25 protein-coding genes and 1 pseudogene are annotated in these 20890 nt (G+C 53.7%); 24 read left to right on the top strand and 2 right to left on the bottom strand.

Features of this window, described 5'->3' with window-relative positions:
* Both DXD68_RS24475 and DXD68_RS24470 read left to right on the top strand, forming a co-directional pair.
* Complete coding sequence (locus DXD68_RS24475) at positions 1-213, top strand: hypothetical protein (RefSeq protein ID WP_191835317.1); 213 nt, start codon at positions 1-3, stop codon at positions 211-213.
* A gap of 34 nt (positions 214-247) precedes the next feature.
* On the top strand, positions 248-607 hold the full coding sequence (locus DXD68_RS24470; RefSeq protein WP_224241394.1) for a hypothetical protein: 360 nt from the start codon (positions 248-250) through the stop codon (positions 605-607).
* A 108-nt stretch (positions 608-715) separates the two neighbouring features.
* On the opposite strand, the gene DXD68_RS24280 is transcribed toward DXD68_RS24470, so the two are convergent.
* Positions 716-874 (bottom strand): hypothetical protein, encoded by a 159-nt coding sequence (locus tag DXD68_RS24280; protein ID WP_008672739.1) that lies wholly within the window; start codon positions 872-874, stop codon positions 716-718.
* Positions 875-888: 14 nt separating this feature from the next.
* Between DXD68_RS24280 and DXD68_RS09955 the strand changes: the two genes are divergently transcribed.
* From DXD68_RS09955 to DXD68_RS09860, 20 genes and pseudogenes are all read left to right on the top strand, one after another.
* Positions 889-2148 carry a hypothetical protein gene (locus DXD68_RS09955; RefSeq protein WP_004293566.1) on the top strand — a complete coding sequence of 420 codons (1260 nt, stop codon included), beginning with the start codon at positions 889-891 and terminating at the stop codon, positions 2146-2148.
* Positions 2149-2315: 167 nt separating this feature from the next.
* Entirely contained in the window at positions 2316-3290 is a 975-nt protein-coding gene (locus DXD68_RS09950; RefSeq protein WP_233577089.1) for an exonuclease SbcCD subunit D, read from the top strand.
* Positions 3278-5602, top strand: a complete 2325-nt coding sequence (locus DXD68_RS09945; RefSeq protein WP_004293564.1) for a hypothetical protein — start codon at positions 3278-3280, stop codon at positions 5600-5602. Before DXD68_RS09950 ends, DXD68_RS09945 begins: the two co-directional genes overlap by 13 nt.
* On the top strand, positions 5577-6062 hold the full coding sequence (locus tag DXD68_RS09940; RefSeq protein ID WP_004293563.1) for a crossover junction endodeoxyribonuclease RuvC: 486 nt from the start codon (positions 5577-5579) through the stop codon (positions 6060-6062). Before DXD68_RS09945 ends, DXD68_RS09940 begins: the two co-directional genes overlap by 26 nt.
* Before the next feature lie 144 nt (positions 6063-6206).
* The gene (locus DXD68_RS09935; protein WP_004322848.1) at positions 6207-6809 is read left to right on the top strand and encodes an RNA polymerase sigma factor; all 603 of its coding nucleotides are present in this window, start codon (positions 6207-6209) and stop codon (positions 6807-6809) included.
* A complete protein-coding gene (locus DXD68_RS09930; RefSeq protein WP_008672745.1) occupies positions 6787-7404 on the top strand; it encodes a hypothetical protein in 618 nt (205 codons plus the stop codon). The genes DXD68_RS09935 and DXD68_RS09930 overlap by 23 nt, the downstream gene beginning before the upstream one ends.
* A complete protein-coding gene (locus DXD68_RS24745) occupies positions 7401-8756 on the top strand; it encodes a DnaB-like helicase C-terminal domain-containing protein (protein WP_004293560.1) in 1356 nt (451 codons plus the stop codon). Before DXD68_RS09930 ends, DXD68_RS24745 begins: the two co-directional genes overlap by 4 nt.
* A gap of 634 nt (positions 8757-9390) precedes the next feature.
* Positions 9391-10431, top strand: a complete 1041-nt coding sequence (locus DXD68_RS09915; protein WP_004293559.1) for a toprim domain-containing protein — start codon at positions 9391-9393, stop codon at positions 10429-10431.
* The gene (locus tag DXD68_RS09910) at positions 10428-12185 is read left to right on the top strand and encodes a PHP domain-containing protein (RefSeq protein WP_004293558.1); all 1758 of its coding nucleotides are present in this window, start codon (positions 10428-10430) and stop codon (positions 12183-12185) included. The genes DXD68_RS09915 and DXD68_RS09910 overlap by 4 nt, the downstream gene beginning before the upstream one ends.
* Positions 12151-12918 (top strand): DNA-methyltransferase, encoded by a 768-nt coding sequence (locus DXD68_RS09905; RefSeq protein ID WP_009316563.1) that lies wholly within the window; start codon positions 12151-12153, stop codon positions 12916-12918. Before DXD68_RS09910 ends, DXD68_RS09905 begins: the two co-directional genes overlap by 35 nt.
* Entirely contained in the window at positions 12911-13453 is a 543-nt protein-coding gene (locus DXD68_RS09900) for an HNH endonuclease (protein WP_004322855.1), read from the top strand. The genes DXD68_RS09905 and DXD68_RS09900 overlap by 8 nt, the downstream gene beginning before the upstream one ends.
* Positions 13450-15627 carry a DNA polymerase III subunit alpha gene (locus DXD68_RS09895; RefSeq protein WP_117600110.1) on the top strand — a complete coding sequence of 726 codons (2178 nt, stop codon included), beginning with the start codon at positions 13450-13452 and terminating at the stop codon, positions 15625-15627. The genes DXD68_RS09900 and DXD68_RS09895 overlap by 4 nt, the downstream gene beginning before the upstream one ends.
* Before the next feature lie 6 nt (positions 15628-15633).
* The gene (locus tag DXD68_RS09890) at positions 15634-16401 is read left to right on the top strand and encodes a PolC-type DNA polymerase III (RefSeq protein WP_117600109.1); all 768 of its coding nucleotides are present in this window, start codon (positions 15634-15636) and stop codon (positions 16399-16401) included.
* A complete protein-coding gene (locus DXD68_RS09885) occupies positions 16398-16757 on the top strand; it encodes a hypothetical protein (RefSeq protein ID WP_009316565.1) in 360 nt (119 codons plus the stop codon). Before DXD68_RS09890 ends, DXD68_RS09885 begins: the two co-directional genes overlap by 4 nt.
* Entirely contained in the window at positions 16726-17247 is a 522-nt protein-coding gene (locus DXD68_RS09880; RefSeq protein WP_118158622.1) for a hypothetical protein, read from the top strand. Before DXD68_RS09885 ends, DXD68_RS09880 begins: the two co-directional genes overlap by 32 nt.
* Positions 17228-17386, top strand: coding sequence for a hypothetical protein (locus tag DXD68_RS24275; protein WP_004322860.1), 159 nt, complete (start codon positions 17228-17230; stop codon positions 17384-17386). The genes DXD68_RS09880 and DXD68_RS24275 overlap by 20 nt, the downstream gene beginning before the upstream one ends.
* A gap of 3 nt (positions 17387-17389) precedes the next feature.
* Positions 17390-17689 carry a hypothetical protein gene (locus DXD68_RS09875; protein ID WP_004322861.1) on the top strand — a complete coding sequence of 100 codons (300 nt, stop codon included), beginning with the start codon at positions 17390-17392 and terminating at the stop codon, positions 17687-17689.
* Positions 17690-17711: 22 nt separating this feature from the next.
* Positions 17712-17918, top strand: coding sequence for a hypothetical protein (locus DXD68_RS09870; protein WP_118158621.1), 207 nt, complete (start codon positions 17712-17714; stop codon positions 17916-17918).
* A complete protein-coding gene (locus DXD68_RS09865) occupies positions 17911-18504 on the top strand; it encodes a DUF6549 family protein (RefSeq protein WP_118158620.1) in 594 nt (197 codons plus the stop codon). Before DXD68_RS09870 ends, DXD68_RS09865 begins: the two co-directional genes overlap by 8 nt.
* A 153-nt stretch (positions 18505-18657) precedes the next feature.
* Positions 18658-18912, top strand: a pseudogene (locus DXD68_RS09860) (site-specific integrase); the annotation flags it as partial.
* A 144-nt stretch (positions 18913-19056) separates the two neighbouring features.
* On the opposite strand, the gene DXD68_RS09855 reads toward DXD68_RS09860, so the two are convergent.
* Positions 19057-19353 (bottom strand): WG repeat-containing protein, encoded by a 297-nt coding sequence (locus DXD68_RS09855; RefSeq protein ID WP_233577085.1) that lies wholly within the window; start codon positions 19351-19353, stop codon positions 19057-19059.
* A 635-nt stretch (positions 19354-19988) separates the two neighbouring features.
* Between DXD68_RS09855 and DXD68_RS09845 the strand changes: the two genes are divergently transcribed.
* Together DXD68_RS09845 and DXD68_RS09840 are read left to right on the top strand one after the other, a co-directional pair.
* On the top strand, positions 19989-20597 hold the full coding sequence (locus tag DXD68_RS09845; protein WP_118158619.1) for a DUF4948 family protein: 609 nt from the start codon (positions 19989-19991) through the stop codon (positions 20595-20597).
* A gap of 10 nt (positions 20598-20607) precedes the next feature.
* Entirely contained in the window at positions 20608-20889 is a 282-nt protein-coding gene (locus DXD68_RS09840) for an Imm17 family immunity protein (protein ID WP_118158629.1), read from the top strand.
* Position 20890: the final 1 nt, after the last annotated feature.

Here is a 20890-nt window from a genome sequence, read left to right as displayed (position 1 = left end):
ATGAAACATAAACTCAATGTAAACGGCGATATTGAAAGCCGCCGGAGGATTGCGGAGCGCAGGAACGTTCCCGTCCGTGAAACCGTACAGCAAACCATTCAACCGCAACATCATGAAACAGAAGAAAATCAGGCGGCAGCCGCAGAAGAAACCGTCTCCCCGGCAGCAGAAGCCCCGAAAGCGAGAAGACGGAAGACCGCAGGGGACGCTTAAGCGCTTTCCTTTCGACGAGACACGGATAGGCTTCATGCTCCGGTATGAGATGCCGGTAGTCTATCATCTGCTCCGCAGGTTATGCGCCACGCAGCAGCCCTTCGAGCCGGACTGGCAGGTCATACGGTCGGTGGCGGAGGCATCGAAAGACCCTTCCTGCGGCAAGGCGAAGTTCCGCCGCTACCTGGACGAGTACCGCCGGGACGGGGTCTATTGCCGGCGCGGGAAACGGCTCACGCCGGAGCGCAAAGCCTACTATGAAGGCATATGCCGCCGCAAGAGAGAAGAGTATATCCGCCGGAACCGCAGGAGGCTGCTTGCCGAAGCGCGGAACGCGCCGGGCGGCGACAGACTGCTCGGAGAGATTAAAAGCATTCTTAAAATGAAACGGTAATGCGCTGAAGGACAATGCCGGTGAGAAACATTCATGTACATGTATGGCTGTTCCGGGTAATTTGCCTAATTTTGTATTCCACGGTCGCTGCAAGACCTTTCCATATTGTCAAATGAGTATCCTCTTTCGGGATACGGTCAGCGAGACATCCTCTCCCAATTTTATCAGTTGAACGCGGACGGTGCAACCGAACCCGTCCGTCCTGTTACCAGTTTCTTTGCGATGCGGGTATACCGTGTCGCATTCTTCGGGCATTTTTAAATCCATAAAACAAAGCGTTTATGCAAGAAGAAGAAAAGAACAACGGCATGGAAGGCATGTCTGTCGAGGAAATGTTCCTCGGCGTTCAGGAATCTTATCAGGAGGCACAGTTGCGTGCCCAGGAGGAGAACAGGGCGTTCGCCCGTACGGAGTTCTTCCGCATGGACAAGTTCGGGACTTACCGTCTCCGTATCCTGCCCATCGCTCCCAATCCGGACGGCTCGCCGACACGTCCGGGCTATGAGTATCCCGTCCACCAGCTGCTTCTGGAGCTGGAGAAACCCGCTACGGGGAACAAGCCCCAGAAGATGTATGTCACTGTCACCCGCGCTACCGATGCCGGATATAGCGTTGATCCCATCGAGACTTACCGCCGCATGGCCGTCGAAGCCGCAAAAGAGGACGGGGACGACAAACTGGCGGAAAAGATTGCCGGGGGCTCGTTCGGAGGCGGTCTGAAATACAGTTACGGCCACTGTCTCTATGTATTCGACCTGGGTGAACGAGCCAAAGGCGTGCAGATGATGACCCTTTCCCATGCCCAGTTCAAGGATCTGGATGAGAGGAAGTTCAAGCTGTGGAGCAAGAAACTGGCCAAGAATCCGTCTTACCCGTGCCCGATTTCCTCGGTGTATGACGCCTATCCGGTGGAGATTGAAAAGCGCAAGAACGGAGCCAAGACCGAGTATGTCATTTCCATTGACAACGAATCGGAACCGGTACCGTTGACCAAGGAGGAGCTGACCGCCCTGATGGGTGCGCCGCGTATCCCGGAAATCATCTACCGCTACACCCGTTATCATCTGGGAGCCACCGTCGAGTTCCTCAAACAGTGCGACGGTATCTACGGCATGTCGCTCATGGAGACGGATGAAATGAAGACGGTCATCGACACGCTGGACGGTGAACTGCCCAAGGAGGATATATCCGCGTTCTCGTTCGACCGCCGTACGAAAGATAACAGAGAAAACGGGCGTGAAGGCGGAGGCATCTCGCTGGACGACCTTTTCGAACGTTATGACGAGCTTCAGCGGCAGGAACTCGGTGAGAAGACCGAGGAAGGCCAGGAGCTGCGTGCGATGATCCGCGGCTACATCGAGCAGGAAGGGCTCTCCGTGCGTGTCACACGCTCCACGAGCAACCGGGAACTACTCGACCTGATCGAAAGCGAGATGGAGGGTCCGAAGCCCAGTGACGAACCGGAGGATGTCCCCGGGGAGGAAGAAGAGCAGCCGGAGGAAACGGAAGAGCGTGCCGGGCGTCCCCGCCACCGCAGATAAGCCTTTCACAAGTTCTTGAATTCTAATCCGACGGGAGGCATCCGGGCCTCCCGTCCTAATCACAATCACTTAGTATGAAAGAGAACAAACCCTGCCTTTTGTTATTGAATGACATCCACATCTCGAAAGACAACATCCCTGCATTCCAGGCCAACTGGCAGGAGGCCATGGGAATTTGCAGGGAACGGGATATCCGGGAAGTGGTTGTCGGAGGAGACCTGTTCTTTTCCCGTGCCGCCCAGACACTCGATGTCCTGCTGGCCGTCAGGGATATGCTTGTATCCGCCGCGGACCATGACATTCATGTCACGCTGGCGGAAGGGAACCACGACAAGGTGAACCAGGAATCCCTGCGCGGATATTGTCATGTCTTCGACCGGCATCCGAATGTGACTGTCGTGGATGAGTACCTGACCCTGTGCCGCCCGGAATGGAAGTTCGCGCTCCATGTAATGAGCTATTTTCCGGAAGACGGCTCTTTTGCCGAAAGGCTCGGACGATTGGCTGCGGAAGCGCTTTCCGGAGAACCGGAGCACTTCCTCTACATCCATGAGGGTATCAACGGGGCATTGGCACAGCCTTCGGAAAAGGAACTGCCTGCCAGGATATTCTCTCCTTTCGACAAGGTCTTTGTCGGCCATTACCACAACCGTACCGTCATTCCGGGGACGGGAATCGAATATATCGGTTCCTCGCGCCAGCATAACTTCGGGGAGGACGAGGAGAAAGGATACACGGTGCTGTATACGGACGGCACGTACGAGTTTGTCAAGAACCGCGTGAACATGCGGTACCGTGTCATGGATATGCCGGCGGAACGTGCCGGGTTGCACCTGATGGACGAGCTGCGTGAAATGGAGGCCGATGGTCGCTACAAGGTCAAGGTGCGTGTCCATGCACCTGCCGCCGCGATGAAATCGGTGGACAAAGCCGCCTTGCTGGAAGCCGGAGCGGCGAAGGTAGAACTGGTTGCCGATGACGAGCAGCTGCCGGAGGCGGTATCCTCTTCGCTCTTCGAGAAATTCGACAGCCGCCGCATCCGGGAAACCTACGAGGACTTCTGCCGGGAGAAACAGATCGAGGATGTGTCGATGGGATTGGAGTATTTATCTAGAATAGAAAACAGATCATGTGGAAATTAAAGACGATAGAAGCCGAAAATCTCTGCGCCTTCCGTTCGCTGTCCTACATGCTGCGGCAAGGCGTGACGACATTGATTTTCGGCGATAACCGGGACAATGAGTCCCAGCAGTCGAACGGGGCCGGCAAGTCTGCCCTGTTGGAATGCATTGCCGTGGGTATCACGGGCAGCCCGCTTAGAAAGATACGCTCGGAGGAGATTATCAACGATGCAGCGGAAGAATGCCGTATCGCTTTGCGTTTCATCAACGATTCCGCCGCCGAGGAACTGCTCGTCAACCGCCGTATCCCGCGCAAGGGGGCTTCCTCTGTCAGCTGTACGCTTTACCGTGGCGGCAAGCAGGTGGTAACCGATGAAGCGGTACAGCCTTCGGTGGATGCCTATAACCGGTATATTCTTGACAAACTGGGTATCACACGCGACGAGCTGCTCAACAATTTCATCCTTTCCAAATACCGGTATGAGGATTTCCTCTCGTCATCGGACAAGGAGAAGAAAGAGGTCATCAACCGCTTTTCCAACGGTATCCTGGTGGATGAAGCCATCGCCAAAGTGGAGGAAGACATCGTGCCGCTCTCTGAAAAGAAACGGCAGGTGGAACTGGAACTGGCCGGGTTGGACGGGCGTATCGGGATGTTACAGGAGCAGATACGCAAGGAGGAGGAAGCCGGAGCCGAGCGGGGGCGTACCCGTGTGGAACGTATCATGGGACTGGAAACGGCCATAGCGGCCAAGAGGGAGCAGATCCGTACCGGGCACGAGAACGTGGACAGGCTTGAGGAACAGCTTGCCGGAGTGCAGCGGGCGGACGAGGCTTTGCAGGAACTGGAAGCCGGAGATACCGCATTGGAAGCATGTCTGGAAAAGATAGCGGAAATGATGTCCCTCTTTCCCGATGCCCGGCAGACGGACTGGGACAAGGTCATTGCCGAAAAGAAAGGACGGTTACAGACCGCCACAGAGCGGCTGAAGGATTGCGATGCCGTCTTGAAGCAGGCGGAACAGGAACTGAAAAACAGGACTGACGGCTGGGAACAGTTCAAGAAGGAGTATGCCGCATTCTGTGAGGCATACAGGGATCAGTCCGATACGACTGCGGAGAGACTGCGGGAAATCGACATCCGTCTGCGCGACCTGTCCGGCAGCATCGAGGAACTGCGTCATAAACGGCGTATCGTTTCTGCCGGTATTGACGGCCTCTCGAACAAACTGGCCGGCTCCATCACCTGTCCTTTCTGCGGGCATGAGTTTCTGGTGGCAGAACCACAGTTCGACATCGAGGCCGGCATGAAGGAACTGAAGCTCCGTCAACGGCAGCTCACGGAAATCAACGGCCGTATCGATGAGAAGCAGGAGGAGACGGATGCCGTGGAGTTGCAGCAGAACCGGCTGAACCATGAGCGCCGGATATTGGAAGGCAGACGCACCGGATGGGAGGAGCAGCTGGCCGGGCACGAACGGGCCATCAGGAATGCCACCCGCCACGTGGAAGAGGTGGAAAGCGGGCATAAACGCATCGCTTCCGAAATTACCGCCCTGCAAAGTGAAATCGAAGGTGTCCGCCGCAAGGTATTCGACGAGGTGTTCGGATTCATAGACGAGCGCAATGCCGCACTGAACCGCGGCATACGGGTAGGCAAGGAAGATATACAGGCTGCGGCCTGCGCCATCGACACTTTGCAGGCCACGATCCGGGAGCTGGATGAGGCGGCTTCACCCGACCTCATACAATCGCTCAAGGACACTCTCCGTGAAACGCGCGGGAAGTCCAACGAGGCGGCAGGGCGCAAGACGGCCGTCGATGCCCGGGTCCGTGCCCTGGAGATACAGCGGGAACGGTTCGTGCAGTTCAAGACCTATCTGGCCAACACGAAAATCGAGGCGCTCAGCCGTATCACCAACGAGTTCTTGCAAGACATCGGCAGCGACATCCGTATCCGCTTCGACGGGTATACCGTCCTCAAGAGTGGTAAGGTAAGGGAGAAAATCTCCATCTCACTGCTGCGCGACGGCATGGACTGCGGCTCGTTCGGCAAGTTTTCGGCAGGCGAAGCCGCCCGTGTGAATTTGGCGACCATCCTTGCCATGCAGAAACTCGTGAACAGCAACTGCGACGGGGACAAGGGACTGGATCTGCTCGTGCTGGACGAGATACTCGAGGCGGTCGATGAAGCGGGGCTGGCCTCCATGTTCGAGGCGCTGAACTCGCTCGGCGGTACCGTGCTGGTAGTCTCGCACGGGAATGTGGCTGAAGGGTATCCGCATAAACTGGTAATCGTGAAAGAGAATGGCGAATCGAGACTCGGAGAATAGCGTACTGACCCGGGAGCAGGTACTGGCGCTGGACATCGCCACGCATACCGGATACTTCTCCCTGCATGAGGCCGGGACATGGAACTTCACCGAAAGCAAACGGCGCAACGGCAACAAGATGCACGGCGCTTTCAGGACTACGCTGCTCTCGCTGCTCCGTCGTTACGGCATCCGCCGCGTCGTGGCCGAGGATGTGAGCGTGAACCGCCATTTCTACGACATGCGGCGGCTCTCGGAACTCAGGGGTATCCTGCTCGAAGTGTGCGATGAACTGGATATCCCGGAACCGGAGTTCGTCAACCCGGCTGTCCTCAAGAAATGGGCGACGGGAGACGGACACGCCACCAAGACGCAGATGGTCGCGGCCTGCAAGGACAGATACGGTATTGTCCCGGTGGATGACAATGCGGCGGATGCCTGCCACCTCTTCTACTATTACATCCGCAGGCACAGGCTGTGACAAGCCGACAACGGTTTGGATTTTTTCCGGGCGGCGGTAATGCTGCCGCCCGTTTTTTCAATTGACGCTCACGGTAGCTGACAGATTAGGACATGAGATTCATTATCAACCTTTTCAGTCAGTGGAAACGTGGAAAAGAAAGATGTGTTTATTGCGGTTCTCCAGCCTGAAGACGAATCCGCGAGACAGAGGGCGGAACTTCTCAGAAAATATGTGATGCCGCACAAGAATCTGATATACAGCATTTGTATCAAATATACCTATAACCAGGAGGACATCGAGGACAACTACCTCGAGGCGTTGGCCAACTTCTTCAAGTATATGGACAGTTATGACCCGGCCCGTCCGGTAAAGACCTGGATCTATGCCGTGACCAAACGGCTTGTGGCGGACCTGAACAACCGCAACAGGAACCGCATGCCCCCGGACGACAATATCGACATTTCGGAAATATCCTCTTCGCTGTCGGATGAGGACGAACCGTCGGGAAACAGCATGGGGATGGACAACTACCGCGAGTTCTATAACGATGACATCCTCTGGGCACTGGACCGGCTCAAACCGATTTACCGGGAAGCCCTGCTCTTGCAGCAGGCTGGTTACAAACTCGGGGAAATCATGGAAATCACCTATAACAACGGTACTTTGCAGACCAGGAACGTAGAAACGGTAAAAAGCCGCATCTTCCTAGCCAAGACGCAGCTGCGCAAACTATTGACACGCGATGGAGAGAAAAGAATGGATTGACGGATGCCGGAGGCTCTTTACACGGCTGGTCCGCACCACGGTGTGGGCGGATTTTGTGTTCCCTACCGGCGGCAAGTCGGACAGGCAGCTCGGGATGTGTTTCGACGGCTTGTGCCGGGAGGTCGTCTCCGTCAGTGCGGAACGCCTGTCCGACTTCTGTATCTGCCAGACATATGCCATTTCCGGATATGATACCGCGTATCGCAGGAAATGGAACGTCTCCCATTCATTCGGAAAGAAAGCCATCGGCCGCTATCTCCGCTCGGGAAAGGAACGCCGCTACCGGGAGGACCGGTGGCTGAAGAGTTTCGGGCTGTCACGGCATGATTTGGCGCGGGCAGTGGAAGACCGCCGCAGCCATCCGTTCGGGCGTTTTATTTATCCGGAATACGAGGAGACGACCAAGCGGCGACTGCTCTCCACCGAAGCGGGATATCTCGTCTGTGCGCTCTCCACGCTGATGTGGACGCCTTTCTCCCCGTCATGCTCAAAATGTGCGAAAGCGGAGCCATGCCGCAGAAGGACACAGGCGCGCTATCCGGAACTGTACCGTATCCGCTGTGAGGCGTGGCGGAAAAAGGAGGCGAAGCCATGAGTGCCGTCAATCCGCTCAGTGCCGAGTTCCTGTATGAACTCTATGCCACGGCGCTCAGACAGGAACCGTTGTGTGCTGTCCTAGCCCGGCATATGCGTAAGGAATACCTGCCGGACCGTTCGTTCCAGCAGGTACAGGAGGCGATAGCCGTACACTTCAAGACATACAAGACACCGCCGTCGTATGCCGTGCTGGCACAGACCTTCCATGAGGATTACGACGCCATCGAGCTGATAGACACTTTCCGGGAGTATGACGAGGGACAGAGTGCCGAGGTGATGACCGACATGCTGGAGTCCTACATCAAGGGGGTCCGGTTGCAGTCGGTCTATGCGGAGGTCGGGAAACTGTATAACGAGAACAAACAGGACAAGGCGGAGAAGACTCTTCGGGAATATGCCGAGTGGCTGGCAGGGTTCACGCTGAAGAGTTCCTCGTTCGTCGATGTGGCCGCGACTTTCAAGGAGCGTTTCGAGAGGAACCGCCGGCGCGAGGAGGAAGAGGAACGCTCGGCCGCCCCTCGTGTGTCCCGCTTCTACATCCCGTATCTGGATGCGCTCAATGCCGGACGTAACCTGCGAGGTCAGCTGACCTGTTTCCTGGCCAGCACAGGCGTGGGAAAGTCGCACATCGCCAAATGGATCGGTGTCAGGGCGGACATCGATGACGGGCTGCATGTGCTGCATTTCCAGCTGGAAGGTTCGGAAGAAGAGGCGTTGAACGCCTATTCCGGCGGACTGATTTCCAGGAACGCCTACTATTACGAGCGGGGAAAGATTTCGGATACGGAGATGAGACATCTGGAAAAACTGGTCGCCTCGTATGCCGGAAGCATCACGGTGCGCAGTTACCCGCGTTTCAATGCCCAGGTCTCGACACTCGACATCAAGAACGGCATTTCGGAATACAGGAAGCTCAAAGGATATAATCCGGACATCGTGATTGTGGATTCGATGGACTTGCTGACGGATGCCAACCGCCGTTCATGGGGAGCCGACCATGAACGGGCGAAGCGTATCGCGGTGGCTAATGACCTGAAGGACCTGGCGGCGGACGAAAAGGTATGGATGGTGGTGACTTACCAGTCTACCATCGAAGACCGGGAGTGGCTGAATGACGAGCGGAACGTGCTGACCGAGTACAACTGTTCGGAGGCCAAAGGTCTGGCCCGCCCGTGCACGCACCTTGTTTCGCTCAACCAGTCATCGGCTGAAAGAAAGGAGAACGTTATGCGCCTGCACGTGGCCAAAAGCCGGTTCTTCAAGAAAGGAGACACTATCAGGATTGCCACCGACTACGACAATGAGGTGTTCTATGACGGGCAGAGGACACTGAATCTGAACAGGGAATAAAAAGCCATCGATCCGGATGCGGCGTGTCGGTGGCTTTTTGACTTGTAACGACTGGAATGTTGAGAATATATGGCAGCTTACATGCGTAAAACCAATTCCGGACAGATACGATTTTTATTGTATGCCCTTTGTATTCCGCCATATCGTCCGTTCCCCATGTTATCAACAGCAGGTTTTCACATTTCAATTCCTCTGCCGCCTCCAAGACTTTCAGTTTCCGCTCACGGGTCTTGGCGTTCGAGATATCATACGACCTTTGTTCGAGGAAAGTTCGAATGACCTCGCAAATACAAATCCGTTATTTGTAGTAATTGGAAAACGATACTTTTCATTCAGTATGTTTATTGTACTGCACAAAAAATACGCTTTTTTTATGTAGAGAGTGATCATTTTAGAAAAGTACATCTCTACACCTGATAATCAGCCAATGCTGATTATCAATCTCCTTATTTATATATTGTTTTATCGATTAGACAAAAGCAGTCATTTTTTGTCCAGCCGGGAAGACAATTTCTCTTTTCCTTTGGGTGGAAAGACCTTCCATGATTCTGCCGGTCTATTTTTATTGGGCTAATCCGGATTCTTTTTCCAAACATTTCAAACCAACCTGTAGCGGTCACGACTATACCTTAATATGGAACTGTCGGTACAGGAATATCAATATCTGGTTTCGGAGATAACCCGCGAGACGGGTGCCAAACGGGACGGGAGCGGTAAGAACCTTATCGTTCCGCGCTGCCCGTTCTGCGGAAAGTCGGGCGGTAAGTTCGGTATCTACATCGGCAAGGCGACTGCCCACCGCCGGCCTTTCATGGCCCACTGCTTCTCCTGCGGGGCATCCACCCGTACATTGGAGCAACTTCTGGCGGCTATCGGTCGCATGGACCTGATGGTTTTGCAGACAGCTGACATTGCCGCACCGTTGAACCTGCACCTGCTGGAGAAGGACGAGGCGGAAGAAATAGACGACGAACTGGTGCCGGTCGAATTGCCGGACTTTTACAAGCGCACTTTCCGGCATCCGTATTTGCAGCGGCGCGGCTTCTGTTTCGACGATTACGAGTATTTCCCGGTCGGGATAACCGGCAGGCTCAATCCGCGCTACGCGGACTATGTCGTCTTTCCGGTCATCGATGACTGTACGGTTGTCGGCTATGTCTCCCGCCATACCTGGCCGAAAGAGGATATAGACGCCCACAACCGCAAGACCAGACATAGCGGCGGGTACAAGATCCTGCGTTACCGGAACTCCACGGAAAACGACTTTTCCAGACTCCTTTATAACTACGATGCCGTCCGTATGGATGAAACCGATACGGTCATCCTCGCGGAAGGTATTTTCGATGTCATCGCCCTGACCCGCAGACTCGAACTCTATGACAATTCCCATGTCGCAGCCGTGGCCACTTTCGGAAAGAAAATATCCGATGTACAGATCTACAAGCTGCAATCGAAAGGCGTCAGAACCGTAGTCATCGGTTACGATGGTGATGCCGTCGAGTCGGTAAAGCGGACGGCTGAACGGCTGAAACCCTATTTCGAGGTTTTCATCGCGGACATTGCTGATGCCGCCAAAGACTGGGACGAACTCACGGAAGCGGAAATCTACGGGATTTTCGCCTGCCGCCTGCTGTCCGTCCTTGAATACAAACTCAAAAAAGTACAGGAAAGATGATACAGGAACTTTTCTCATGGCTCGATGCACAACGGATAACCTATATCCCGGTCGATACGGAAGTGGTGGATATTCCCGGCTTCGGGCGGCTTTTCACGGCCGACCTGTCGGGAGTGGAATCCATCTTCCGCGGCGACGGGGACAAGCTCGTGTTCAACCTGATGGAAAGTCCGGATGTGCTGATGGAAGAAGGAATCTTCCATGTGGCCTTCCCGTTCGGCAGGAACTGGTACTACTATGACCTGCGGGAAGAATTCCGTTTCAACCTGCTGAAATATATCGGCCGGCCCAAGCCTCCGGTACATGATGTACCTTTCGTGAACCTCGGCATCCATACCTCCTACGAGCTGCTGAACGCCTGCTGCTCGCCGGAAGATTTGTGCCGCAAGGCGAAATGGCTCGGGCATACGGCTGTCGGCATCTGCGACCGCAATACAATGGCCGCCACGCTGAACCTTCAGAAGGAGTGCGCCAATACCGGGCTGAAACATATATTCGGCTACTCGCTGACAATGATGCACGAAGAAGAACGTGTCGGGCTGAAGATTTATGCCTTGGATAACGAGGGGCTGCATAATCTGCTGCGCATCCAACGGGCCGTCATGGTCGATTCGGAAGACAACACCCTCCGCTATGAACAGCTGCTGATGTATGCCGCAGGTTGTGTGGTGGTTTTCGCCATCCGTTCCGTCTACTGGATGGCCGGACACCCCAAACAGGTGAAGCGTATCCGGAAAGGTGCCGAAGCGGTCTATTACCAGGTCGACGCCAACGAATACAAGGCGGACCGCATCGACAGGGAGCAACTAGAAGCCCTGAAATATTATTTCGGCAACTGTTATGATGCCGACACGGATTCATTTACAGTAGAACCAGTCCTGATTCCGGACTGCTACTACATGGACAAGGACGATGCAGGGTACAGAATCGTGGTGAACAAGATTGCCACGGGAGCCGCCCATGAACAGAGCGATGACCAGTATTTCAAGACAGCGGATGAATTGTATGACACGCTCCGTCCTCTGTTCTCCGGGCAATGGGACTTCGATTCCCTGTTTAGGCGCATGTGCCGTCCCACGGTGGAGATTGCCGGACGTGCGGACGCCTCATTCGAGACCGGGCGAATGTTCATGCCGGAATACCGTATGCGACCGGAAGAGCGGGAACGGTATGGTGACCGCCGTACGATGTTCCTCCGACTGCTTGACGACGGGCTGGACCGGAAAGTGCCGGAACCGGAGCGGGAACGCTATCGGGAACGGCTGGACGAGGAAGTCTATATCATTGAATCGACCGACAATGTGGACTATTTCCTGGTGCAGTGGGATATGGTGCGGGAGGCGCACCGGAGAGGCATCGCAACTGGTATAGGTCGCGGTTCCGCCGGGGGCTCGCTGGTTTCCTACTTGCTTGGCATAACCTCCATCGACCCGCTGAAATACGACCTTATCTTCTCGCGCTTCCTCGTGCCGGAACGCTGCGGGCTCAGCTGGAAAGACGAACTGACGGTGCTTGCCCCGGACATCACACTCGGCAAGGGCGAACGCTATGTGGAGATGGAATCTGAAGGCAAGACTTACCGTCTGTGCACGGATGCCCGGATGCGGGTAATCCGTAACGGAGAAGAGCGGACGATATACGCAGATGAATTGATGTGTGGCGACGAAATCCTTTTTGACCGCCGAGATTGCTTGTGGAACCTAAAGGAACTCGAAACCCATGAATCCGACCTACGAACACCACCGTCCCTATGACGGTTGCGACCTTTACCGGGGCGATGCACTCGATGTGCTGCCCCTGCTGGCTGAAGAAGGCATCACTGCCGACATGGTATTGTCAGACCCTCCATACGGTACGACACATTGTCGATGGGACGCCGTGATAGACATCCCCGGGATGTGGAATGCTGTACAGGGCATATCCAGACCTGACACTCCCGTACTGCTGTTCTGCCAGCATCCTTTTACGAGCCTGCTGGGCAGCTCCAATCTCCGCAGGCTGCGGTATGCCTGGGTATGGGAGAAGACGCAGGCGACAGGCTTCCTAAACGCCAGGCGTATGCCGATGAAGGCGCACGAGGACATTCTGGTCTTTTACGACAGGTTGCCGAAGTATCATCCGATCAAGACGGACGGGCACAAGCGCAAGGTCGTGATGGCCGAACATCAGCGGAAATGCGATGCCGGCGAGATATACCGGAAGCACGATAATTTCCGGGATTACATATCCACGGAACGCTATCCGCGCAGTGTGCTGAAATTCAAGACGGACAAGCAGCTCTCCTGCCTGCACGCGACACAGAAACCTGTCGCCCTGCTGGAATACCTGATACGCACCTACACCGACGAAGGAGACATCGTCCTCGACTTTGCGATGGGCAGCGGCAGTACAGCCGTGGCCTGCCGGAATACGGGACGCCGGTTCATCGGCGTGGAGATAGACCTGGGAATTTTTCAGACAGCACTAAACCGTATAACCCATGGCTGACACCCGGGAAATCTGGGTGGATATCAAGAACTATGAAGGAAAGTACAAGATCAGCAACCTCGGGCGTGTCAAGAGTCTGGAACGGCAAGTTTCGCATGACGGTATCACCTGGACACAACCCGAACGTATCATGTGTCATTGGTGTGGGACGACTTCGCTCTATGACTGTGTCCGACTCTACAAGGGCGGTGTCGGAAAGAAGTTCTCCGTGCACCGTCTGGTGGCACAGCACTTCCTGCCCGACTGGAATCCGGGACTGGAGGTGAACCATATCGACGGGAACCGCGACAACAACCGTGCGGATAACCTGGAAATGTGTACGCACCAGCGGAATATGGAACATGCCATAGCGGGTGGCCTCAAACGGGATTACGGCGAGAAAAGCGTGAACGCCAAACTGACCAACGGGCAGGCGGAAGAGATACGGGTGAGGTATTCCTCCGGCCAGGCTTCCCAGAACAGCCTGGCAAAACAGTACGGTGTCAGCCGCCAGACGGTAAGCGCGATAATACGATACAAGAAATATATCAGATGAAAGTAACACATATAAGAATCAGGAAAGCAGACGGGCCGCTGACGGTCATGGATGCCTTTGTGGACAAAGGACTGACGGAAGGCGGCCACGCTTCGCTGCCAGATATAGATGTCGACTATGCCTCCGACCGGCGGCAGGAGATCAAGGATTACCTGGAAGAACGGTACAACGCAGACGGCCGCCAGCGTGTCTTTTCCGCCGGCACCTTTACCACGATGAAACTGAAAGCCGCGTTGAAGGACGTGGCCCGCGTACACCGCGTGCCTCACTCCATCGTGAACTATATTACCGCCATGATAGATGACGGCACGGACTGGACAGGACTGTTCAGACAGGCTGCATCCAACAGAAAACTTCGGGACTTTATCCAGACCTATCCGCTGGTCATCGAGGACGTGCAAGGATTGCTCGGACAGCCCAAAGCGGCCTCCATACACGCCTCGGCCATCGTTGTCACACCGGACATGCGGGACGGCAGGCCCGCCGAATGCTTCGATTTCCTGCCGGTCCGTAAGATGGACGGGGCACTGGTATCGGAGTTCGACGGCTATTCGGTCGATGAGATCGGATTGTTGAAGGAGGATGTGCTGGCGACAAAGGAACTTGCCAAACTGAGTGCCGTCATCGCGTTGGTCAACCGGAATTTCGGGCAGGAACTCACTATCGGGCGTATTACGCAGGATATGCTGGAAGACGGGAAGACCTACCGGCTGCTCTCGGACGGCAACACGCAGAATGTGTTCCAGTTCTCTTCGCCGGGTATTACCCGGTTTATCCAGGATGTACAGCCGGAGTGTATCGAGGACCTGATCGCCATCAATGCCCTGTACCGTCCCGCCACACTCGACATCGGCGCCACCGATGATTATGTCCGTTTCAGGCGTGGCGAAGTGGCCCCGGTCTATAACTACGGCTGTTATGAAGCAACGAAGAACACTTTCGGAATCATGGTCTACCAGGAGCAGTTCATGTCCGTTGCCCATACGCTCGGGGGATTCGACCTCGGGAAGACCGACTATCTGCGCAAGGCCATAGGAAAGAAGAAAGCCGACCTGATGGCCACGCTGAAGGCGGATTTCATTGCCGGAGCCGTCGGGAACGGATGCCCGGACTATGAGGCGGAGGAAATCTGGCACAAGATAGAGGTGGCCGGGAAATATTCGTTCAACCGTTCCCATGCCGCGGCATACGCCCTTACAGCCTATTGCGGGGCATGGCTCAAGGCCAATTACCCCTCGGCATTCTACACGGTGGCATTGCAATGGGCGGACGACAAGGAGATTCCTTCGTTGATGGCGGAGATGGAACGCTGCTCGTCGGCCAAGATCGTGCCGCCGGACATCAACCGCTCCGGGACGGAGTTCTTCACCGACTATGCCACCGATGAAATCTTCTGGTCGCTTACCCGTATCAAACAGGTCGGTGTCAAGACAGTGGAATACATCGTCACGGAACGCGACCGGGGCGGGGCATATACCGGTATCGAGAACTTCATCCACCGCATATTCCGTTACAAACTCAAGAAATACAGTTACTGGGACGACCCCGACAACGCGGAAGAGGCCGTGAAAGTCCCCGTGAACGCCCGGCATGTCAAGCACATGATCCTTGCCGGATGCTTCGACCGTATCGAAAAAGTCGGGGCGGTTACCGAACGCTGCGCGCTGCTCGAACGCGCAGCACGGGAACTGGGATTCTCCCTTTCTGAAAAAGACTTCCCGCAGGACATGCGCGGGCGGCATTTCTTCTGGTCGCAGCAGCAGATTGCCGTGTCGGGTATAGGCAGCATCGATTATCGCCGCATCTTCGACAATTCGGAAGCCCGCAGGCAGGTCAAGGGAAAAGCCTCTTACCTGACCCTGGACGAGGTAGCACGGGACGAGAACGACGGCAGGCGTGCGACTGTCTGCGCCACGGTGGTGGATGTAACCGAACATACCTACAAGGACAGGGAGACGGGAAGCCGGAAGCGTTTCGCCAAGCTGACACTCTCCCAGAACAACCGTCTGGCGGAATGTGTATGCTGGAACGACTATTACATGGAACACCGCGCCGAGATACAGTCGCTCAAAGACCGGGTGGTCATCCTCACGGCCGTCATCCGTTACAGCGACTACAACGGATGCAATACATTACAGACCTATAAGAACTCATTGTTATTCATTCAATCCTGAAAAGATATGGCACCCAAGACAGAACAGAAGATATATGTAGGCATCGGGCTGGACTTCGAGACCGGAGGGCTGGACTGCCGTGAATGCGCCTGTACACAGATCGCCCTGCAAGCCGTCCGTTTCGACACATGGCAGGTATTCGACCGCTATCAGGCGTATATCACCCCCTACGGGAAACAGGACGCGGGGCTTCCCCGACGCAAGGTGTTGCGTACCCGCCATGAACAGGCGAAAGAACCGGAATATGTCCCGATGAAGTACGAACAGACGGCATTGGACTATTCCGCCATTACCATGGAGATGCTGCGCACACAGGGTGTGGACATGAAGAAAGTCGCCGGAGAAGTCATCGCCTTCGCCAAACGCAGCACCCTCTCGAAGGGCTATCAGTGCAAGCCCGTGCTGGTCGGACAGAACATCGCTTTCGACATCGGATTCCTGCAACAGCTGATGAACTATGCCGGACTGGCCGCCGAGTTTGAAAAGACCTTTTCCGGAACCAAGGACTATTACGGCAACTTCCAGCCGCACTACATCGACACGCTTGCCATGGGACGGTTGGCTTTTGCCGCTGATCCGGAGGTTACTTCGTATAAACTGGAACTGGTAGCCTCAAAATTGGGGGTGGAACTGGACGATGCCCACGATGCGGCTGCGGATGTGACGGCCACGCTTGACATCCTGGGGGTCTATACCTCCCGTCTGCGCCAGACGGAAGGGGCGGCAATCGCCACGCAGAAGAAAGAGAAAACCCGTAAATATTTCAAGATATGAGTATGGACACGAATAAGGAAGCCCAAGGCATTGACCGGGAACAGATTCCAGAGACCATTACATTCCGTACGGCGGACCGGATGACCTACGGGGCGCTGGGTTATGACGGGAACGAACTGATGGCGTTCATATCGGGCTACGACCTGGAAATCAAGTTCAACCTGCGGCTCATCAACTCGCTGGCGGATGCGGAGGCGTGTGCCGATGCGTTGGCCCAGGTATTCTATGACGCATTAATGGAGCAGTTGCTCAATGAAAAGGCGGATTTTGTAAAACCTCCGGGATACAAACCCGCTACTCTTTCAGAAAAGGAAGGAAGAACCGATGTCAGACAAGATAACGAACACGCAGGATAGGCCGGAAGAGAAACCGCTCACGGAACAGGAGCTGCAATTCTGCAACCTCTATGTGAACGGCGGGCTGGAATATGCCGGACGGCCGAAAAAATGCTTTGTGGAGGTATTCGGTGAGGATACGGTGAAGAACCCGTATGCTTCGGCCAATTACCTGATGAACAAACCGCATGTGCTGGCACATATCAAGGCATTGCTCTCCTCGGAACGGTTCGAGATGGAGACGATGGCCGTAAAACTGCAGGTGACCGAGACACTCAAAGCCATCATGGACGAGACGGCCGCTTCGGATTATACCGACCGTTTCGGTGTGCCGCTCTCTCCGGCACCGCTCAGGGCTGTATCGGTCAATGCCGCCAAGGCGCTGATGGATATTTTCCCCATCAAGCACAAGGAGGAGAACCGCCTGTGTATCGAGGGCAGTGACGGCAATGTTATCTTCAATGTAATCGTACCCCAAAATCCTGTAAAAGATGGCGAAGCGGAAACGTAAAATCACTAAGGAAGAAATCGCCTGGTGGGTCTATCTGGCAATGATGATCGCGCTTGTCATCTATGGGTTCCGGGATAGTACGGCAGCCGAGGCTCTGCTGAGGGCTATCAGGGATGCATTCTCACTTTTAATGGAATAAGATATGGAACAACTCAAGGAATTTGTAATGAAGTACTTCAAGATTATCGTCGTGGTACTCTCATTCTCGCTGACACTGTACATACAGCATGTCAACAACACGGCCCAGATTGCAGAACTGGAGACCAAATGTATCGGTTTGGAAGTGGAAATCAAGAACCAGTATGACCGCATCAACGCCATGAAGCTGGACAAGTCCGTGTTCGAGGCAACCATGATGCAGCTCAACACGGTACAAAATGACCTGCACGAAATCCGTGCCGATATCCGTGAACTTCTCAAATGTCAGGGAACGCACAAGTAAAAACATCGTGGAAAGACCAGTTATGAAAAAGAATGCATACATCACCATCATCGCTTCGCCTGGACTCTCCGAAATGAGGTTGGACGAACTGGTCGGCCGCCGTGGACTGGTCGTTGAAGACCTCTCGCAGAACCGAAAAAAGAACCGGGGTGGTCTTGTATTGTTGGAAGAAATCTATATGGATGAATTTCTATGGTTCATCCCCGAAGAATCAGTATCATATGAGTAGATTAAGCAGAATACTTCTGGTTGCCGTGCTGCTGCTTGGCGGCATCCTCTGGTTGCAGCACCGACGGACAATACGCCTCACGGAAGAACGCGACCGATTCCGCATGAACAGCACCGCACTGCTTTCCGATGTGAAGCGGATGCAGATCGATTCAGCGACGATGGCCCTCGATGCCAAGGCACTGCGGCTGACCATAGATGAGTATAAAGAGTTCCGTGTCAAGGATGCCGAGACCATCGAAAGGCTAGGCGTGAAAATCAAGAACCTCGAAGCGGCTGCACGGCATGAAGTCGAAGTGAAAGCCCCGATAGATGCCGCCATCCGCGACACGCTCATTATCCGTGATACCGTTCCGTTGCTGCGGCAGAAGGTGGTGATGGTTACACCGTATATCCAACTTACCGGGTTGATCGAGAACAAACGGCTCAAAGGCGACATCAAAGTTCCGGTAACCCTCAATCAGGCGGTTTGGGTAGAATACAAGGGATGGTGGTTCTGGAAGCGTGTAAAGGCTATCCATCAGTCCATTTCCAGTGACAACCCGTATGTAGAAATCAAGTATTCGGAATATATACGGATACGGTGATAGAACATGCGTTTTTTATATGTGAAAAGTTCCTGTAGCATCGGTGCACCAAGAAACTTTTTGCTTTTAGATGTGTTAAAGGGCGATGAATATTCATGCAATGGTTTCCCCGGGATTAGTTTTCAGGTGAAAAATTAAATAACAGATATATTCATGGCAACAATAAAAGTCAAGTTCCGGACCTCTTCCGTCGAGATGAAGGAAGGCTCGCTCTACTATCAAGTGATTCACAACCGTCTGGCAAGACAAGTGCATACCGGCTACAAGCTTTTTCCTTCGGAATGGGATGTCGGCATTTCCGAGATCATGCTGGATTCCGGCACGGCAGGGGGACACAGGAATTACTTGCTCTCCGTGAAGACTGCCCTAGCAGAAAACTTGTCCCGTTTGAGAAGCATCATCGCACAGCAGGGATGTTTTTAGAAAGCCTTTCAAGCTCCCGTCCGTGTTCCGAAACGATAAATATCTGTGTATCTGACGCATGTATTGTCTCGTTCATCCATAAACCCAAATCGGTTTCCCTTGCGGCATTTTCAAGTCTCTCAAGTAAGACTATTGTTGTCTGTTTTCTTCACTTCTATTCCCTTTCTTGTCGATGTAGTACCATTCGTCGCTTTCCCAATAGTGGTATTCTCCGTCCGAACCCGGCACTTCTTTCGTCTCTCCCTTGTCCGTTACTTTAGCCTTGCCGTTCTCGAATGGGAAGCCGAAGGCGAAGCGGGGCTTGATGACCGTCCTGCCGCTTTCGTCCGCGTACCCGATACGCCCTCGCTTGTCCACGATACGGTACAGTCCCTCGCTGACATAATCGTTGCCGTTGTCACATTGAAACACGCCGTAGTGTTTCATGGAACTGCAACCGCATAATAACATTATCGCAATTATCGTTGGAATTTTGCCCATTGTGTAAATCTTAAAATTATCAGAACCTGAACTATTATCCTTCTTCCTGCTCATTGACATACTAAGAAAAGCCAAAGACTTATGCCTAAAACTATCGAATACAGGCAGAGGGGTAACAGCAACTGCAACCAGAAGTAGTTTTTATCTTTCCTTTCAGGATACCGGCGGTAATAGGCACGCTCCCTCGCTTTGGTAAAGTACTTCTTTTCAATCTTTGAATACACCTCTACTGTTGCCCAGACCCAACCGACAGACAAAGCTGACGGCAGCCACGACGGTATTACCCAATATAGGAATCTCATTATAAGAAGCGAAGGGAAAACACCGAAGACACAAAAAAAGAGGGCTTCCAACGGCATAAACCACCTGTTGTGGATACGTCGTATGCTACCCGTATAATACAGGTAGTCTATTATACTGAACTTATATTTCCGTCTGAAACCCTTCTTCGCTTTTCGTTTTCGCAAAAATACTGTTTTTGCGGCAGACAAAGGACATCCGGCACATTGTTTTTCGGCATAACGTGATGATTAAGTGGGCGGAAAACATTATTTTTGTGTTCGGGATTACGATTATCAGCTATGGCGAGCATATTTCTGCAAGTATTATTGCCGGCAACTGTAGTGGCTTTCATTGCCGTAGGGTGTGGCAACAGAAGTTTCAATCCTCCGTCTGACGAGGATATGATTCGTAATTTCTATGCCCATGAAGATGCGTTTAATGAAATAACCGAAATTCTGTTGAATTGCCCGTATGGCGACATTTACCCTCCGTTCTATCCAATCGGGAGCGCAACGGATTCATTGTGCTTGGCAAGTCTTGGCAATGAAAAATGCACGCGTCTTGATTCCCTGCTTGCATCGGTGGGTGGTAGGAGATTGTATTTCAAAAGCCGGCATACTTTGTGGCAGATTGAACATGGCGATTTTAGCTCAATTCCTCCCATTGAGGAACTGCCCGACACCATTGTTCCAAGCATCTCTATCATTTACTATTCTGCCGGTTGGTCTGTCGGGCCGAGCGTGGACAAGCAGTATGCTTACAGGTTCGCGGAGGACTCAACCTATGCGGTCAATTGGGAACTGAACGACCTGATTGAGCCTGTTAGGAATGATCCGGATGCACCGGGCGGTATGGCATCAAGACACATTAAGGGCGATTGGTATATTGAATTATGGTATGACAAATGATAATTATGCAATGAAAGTTACCGATATATACGAGGCTATGAACAACAAGGCGGAAGCGTTTTTCGAGTGGTTGCAGGCTCACCCGAAATACGGGTTGCTGTTTGGTGTCGGGTTACTTGCCCTATGGCTTGCAGGGTTGCTGTTCCGTTGGAAATGGGCATGTGAGTGGCAGTTTCATGGAAAGCTATGGTTCTTTGATGATTGCAAACCCGAAACACGCCGACGGATTAAGATAGTGCTGGTCAGCGTTCTGATTATCCTCATATTGGTCGATTTCTTTGTATGGAGGTGAG

Origin of the sequence: Parabacteroides sp. TM07-1AC, assembly GCF_003480915.1 — a bacterium.
GTDB classification, from domain to species: Bacteria; Bacteroidota; Bacteroidia; order Bacteroidales; family Tannerellaceae; genus Parabacteroides; species Parabacteroides chongii.
The sequence above is the reverse complement of the archived record's forward strand: the minus strand, read 5'-3'. Positions and strand labels throughout refer to the sequence as shown.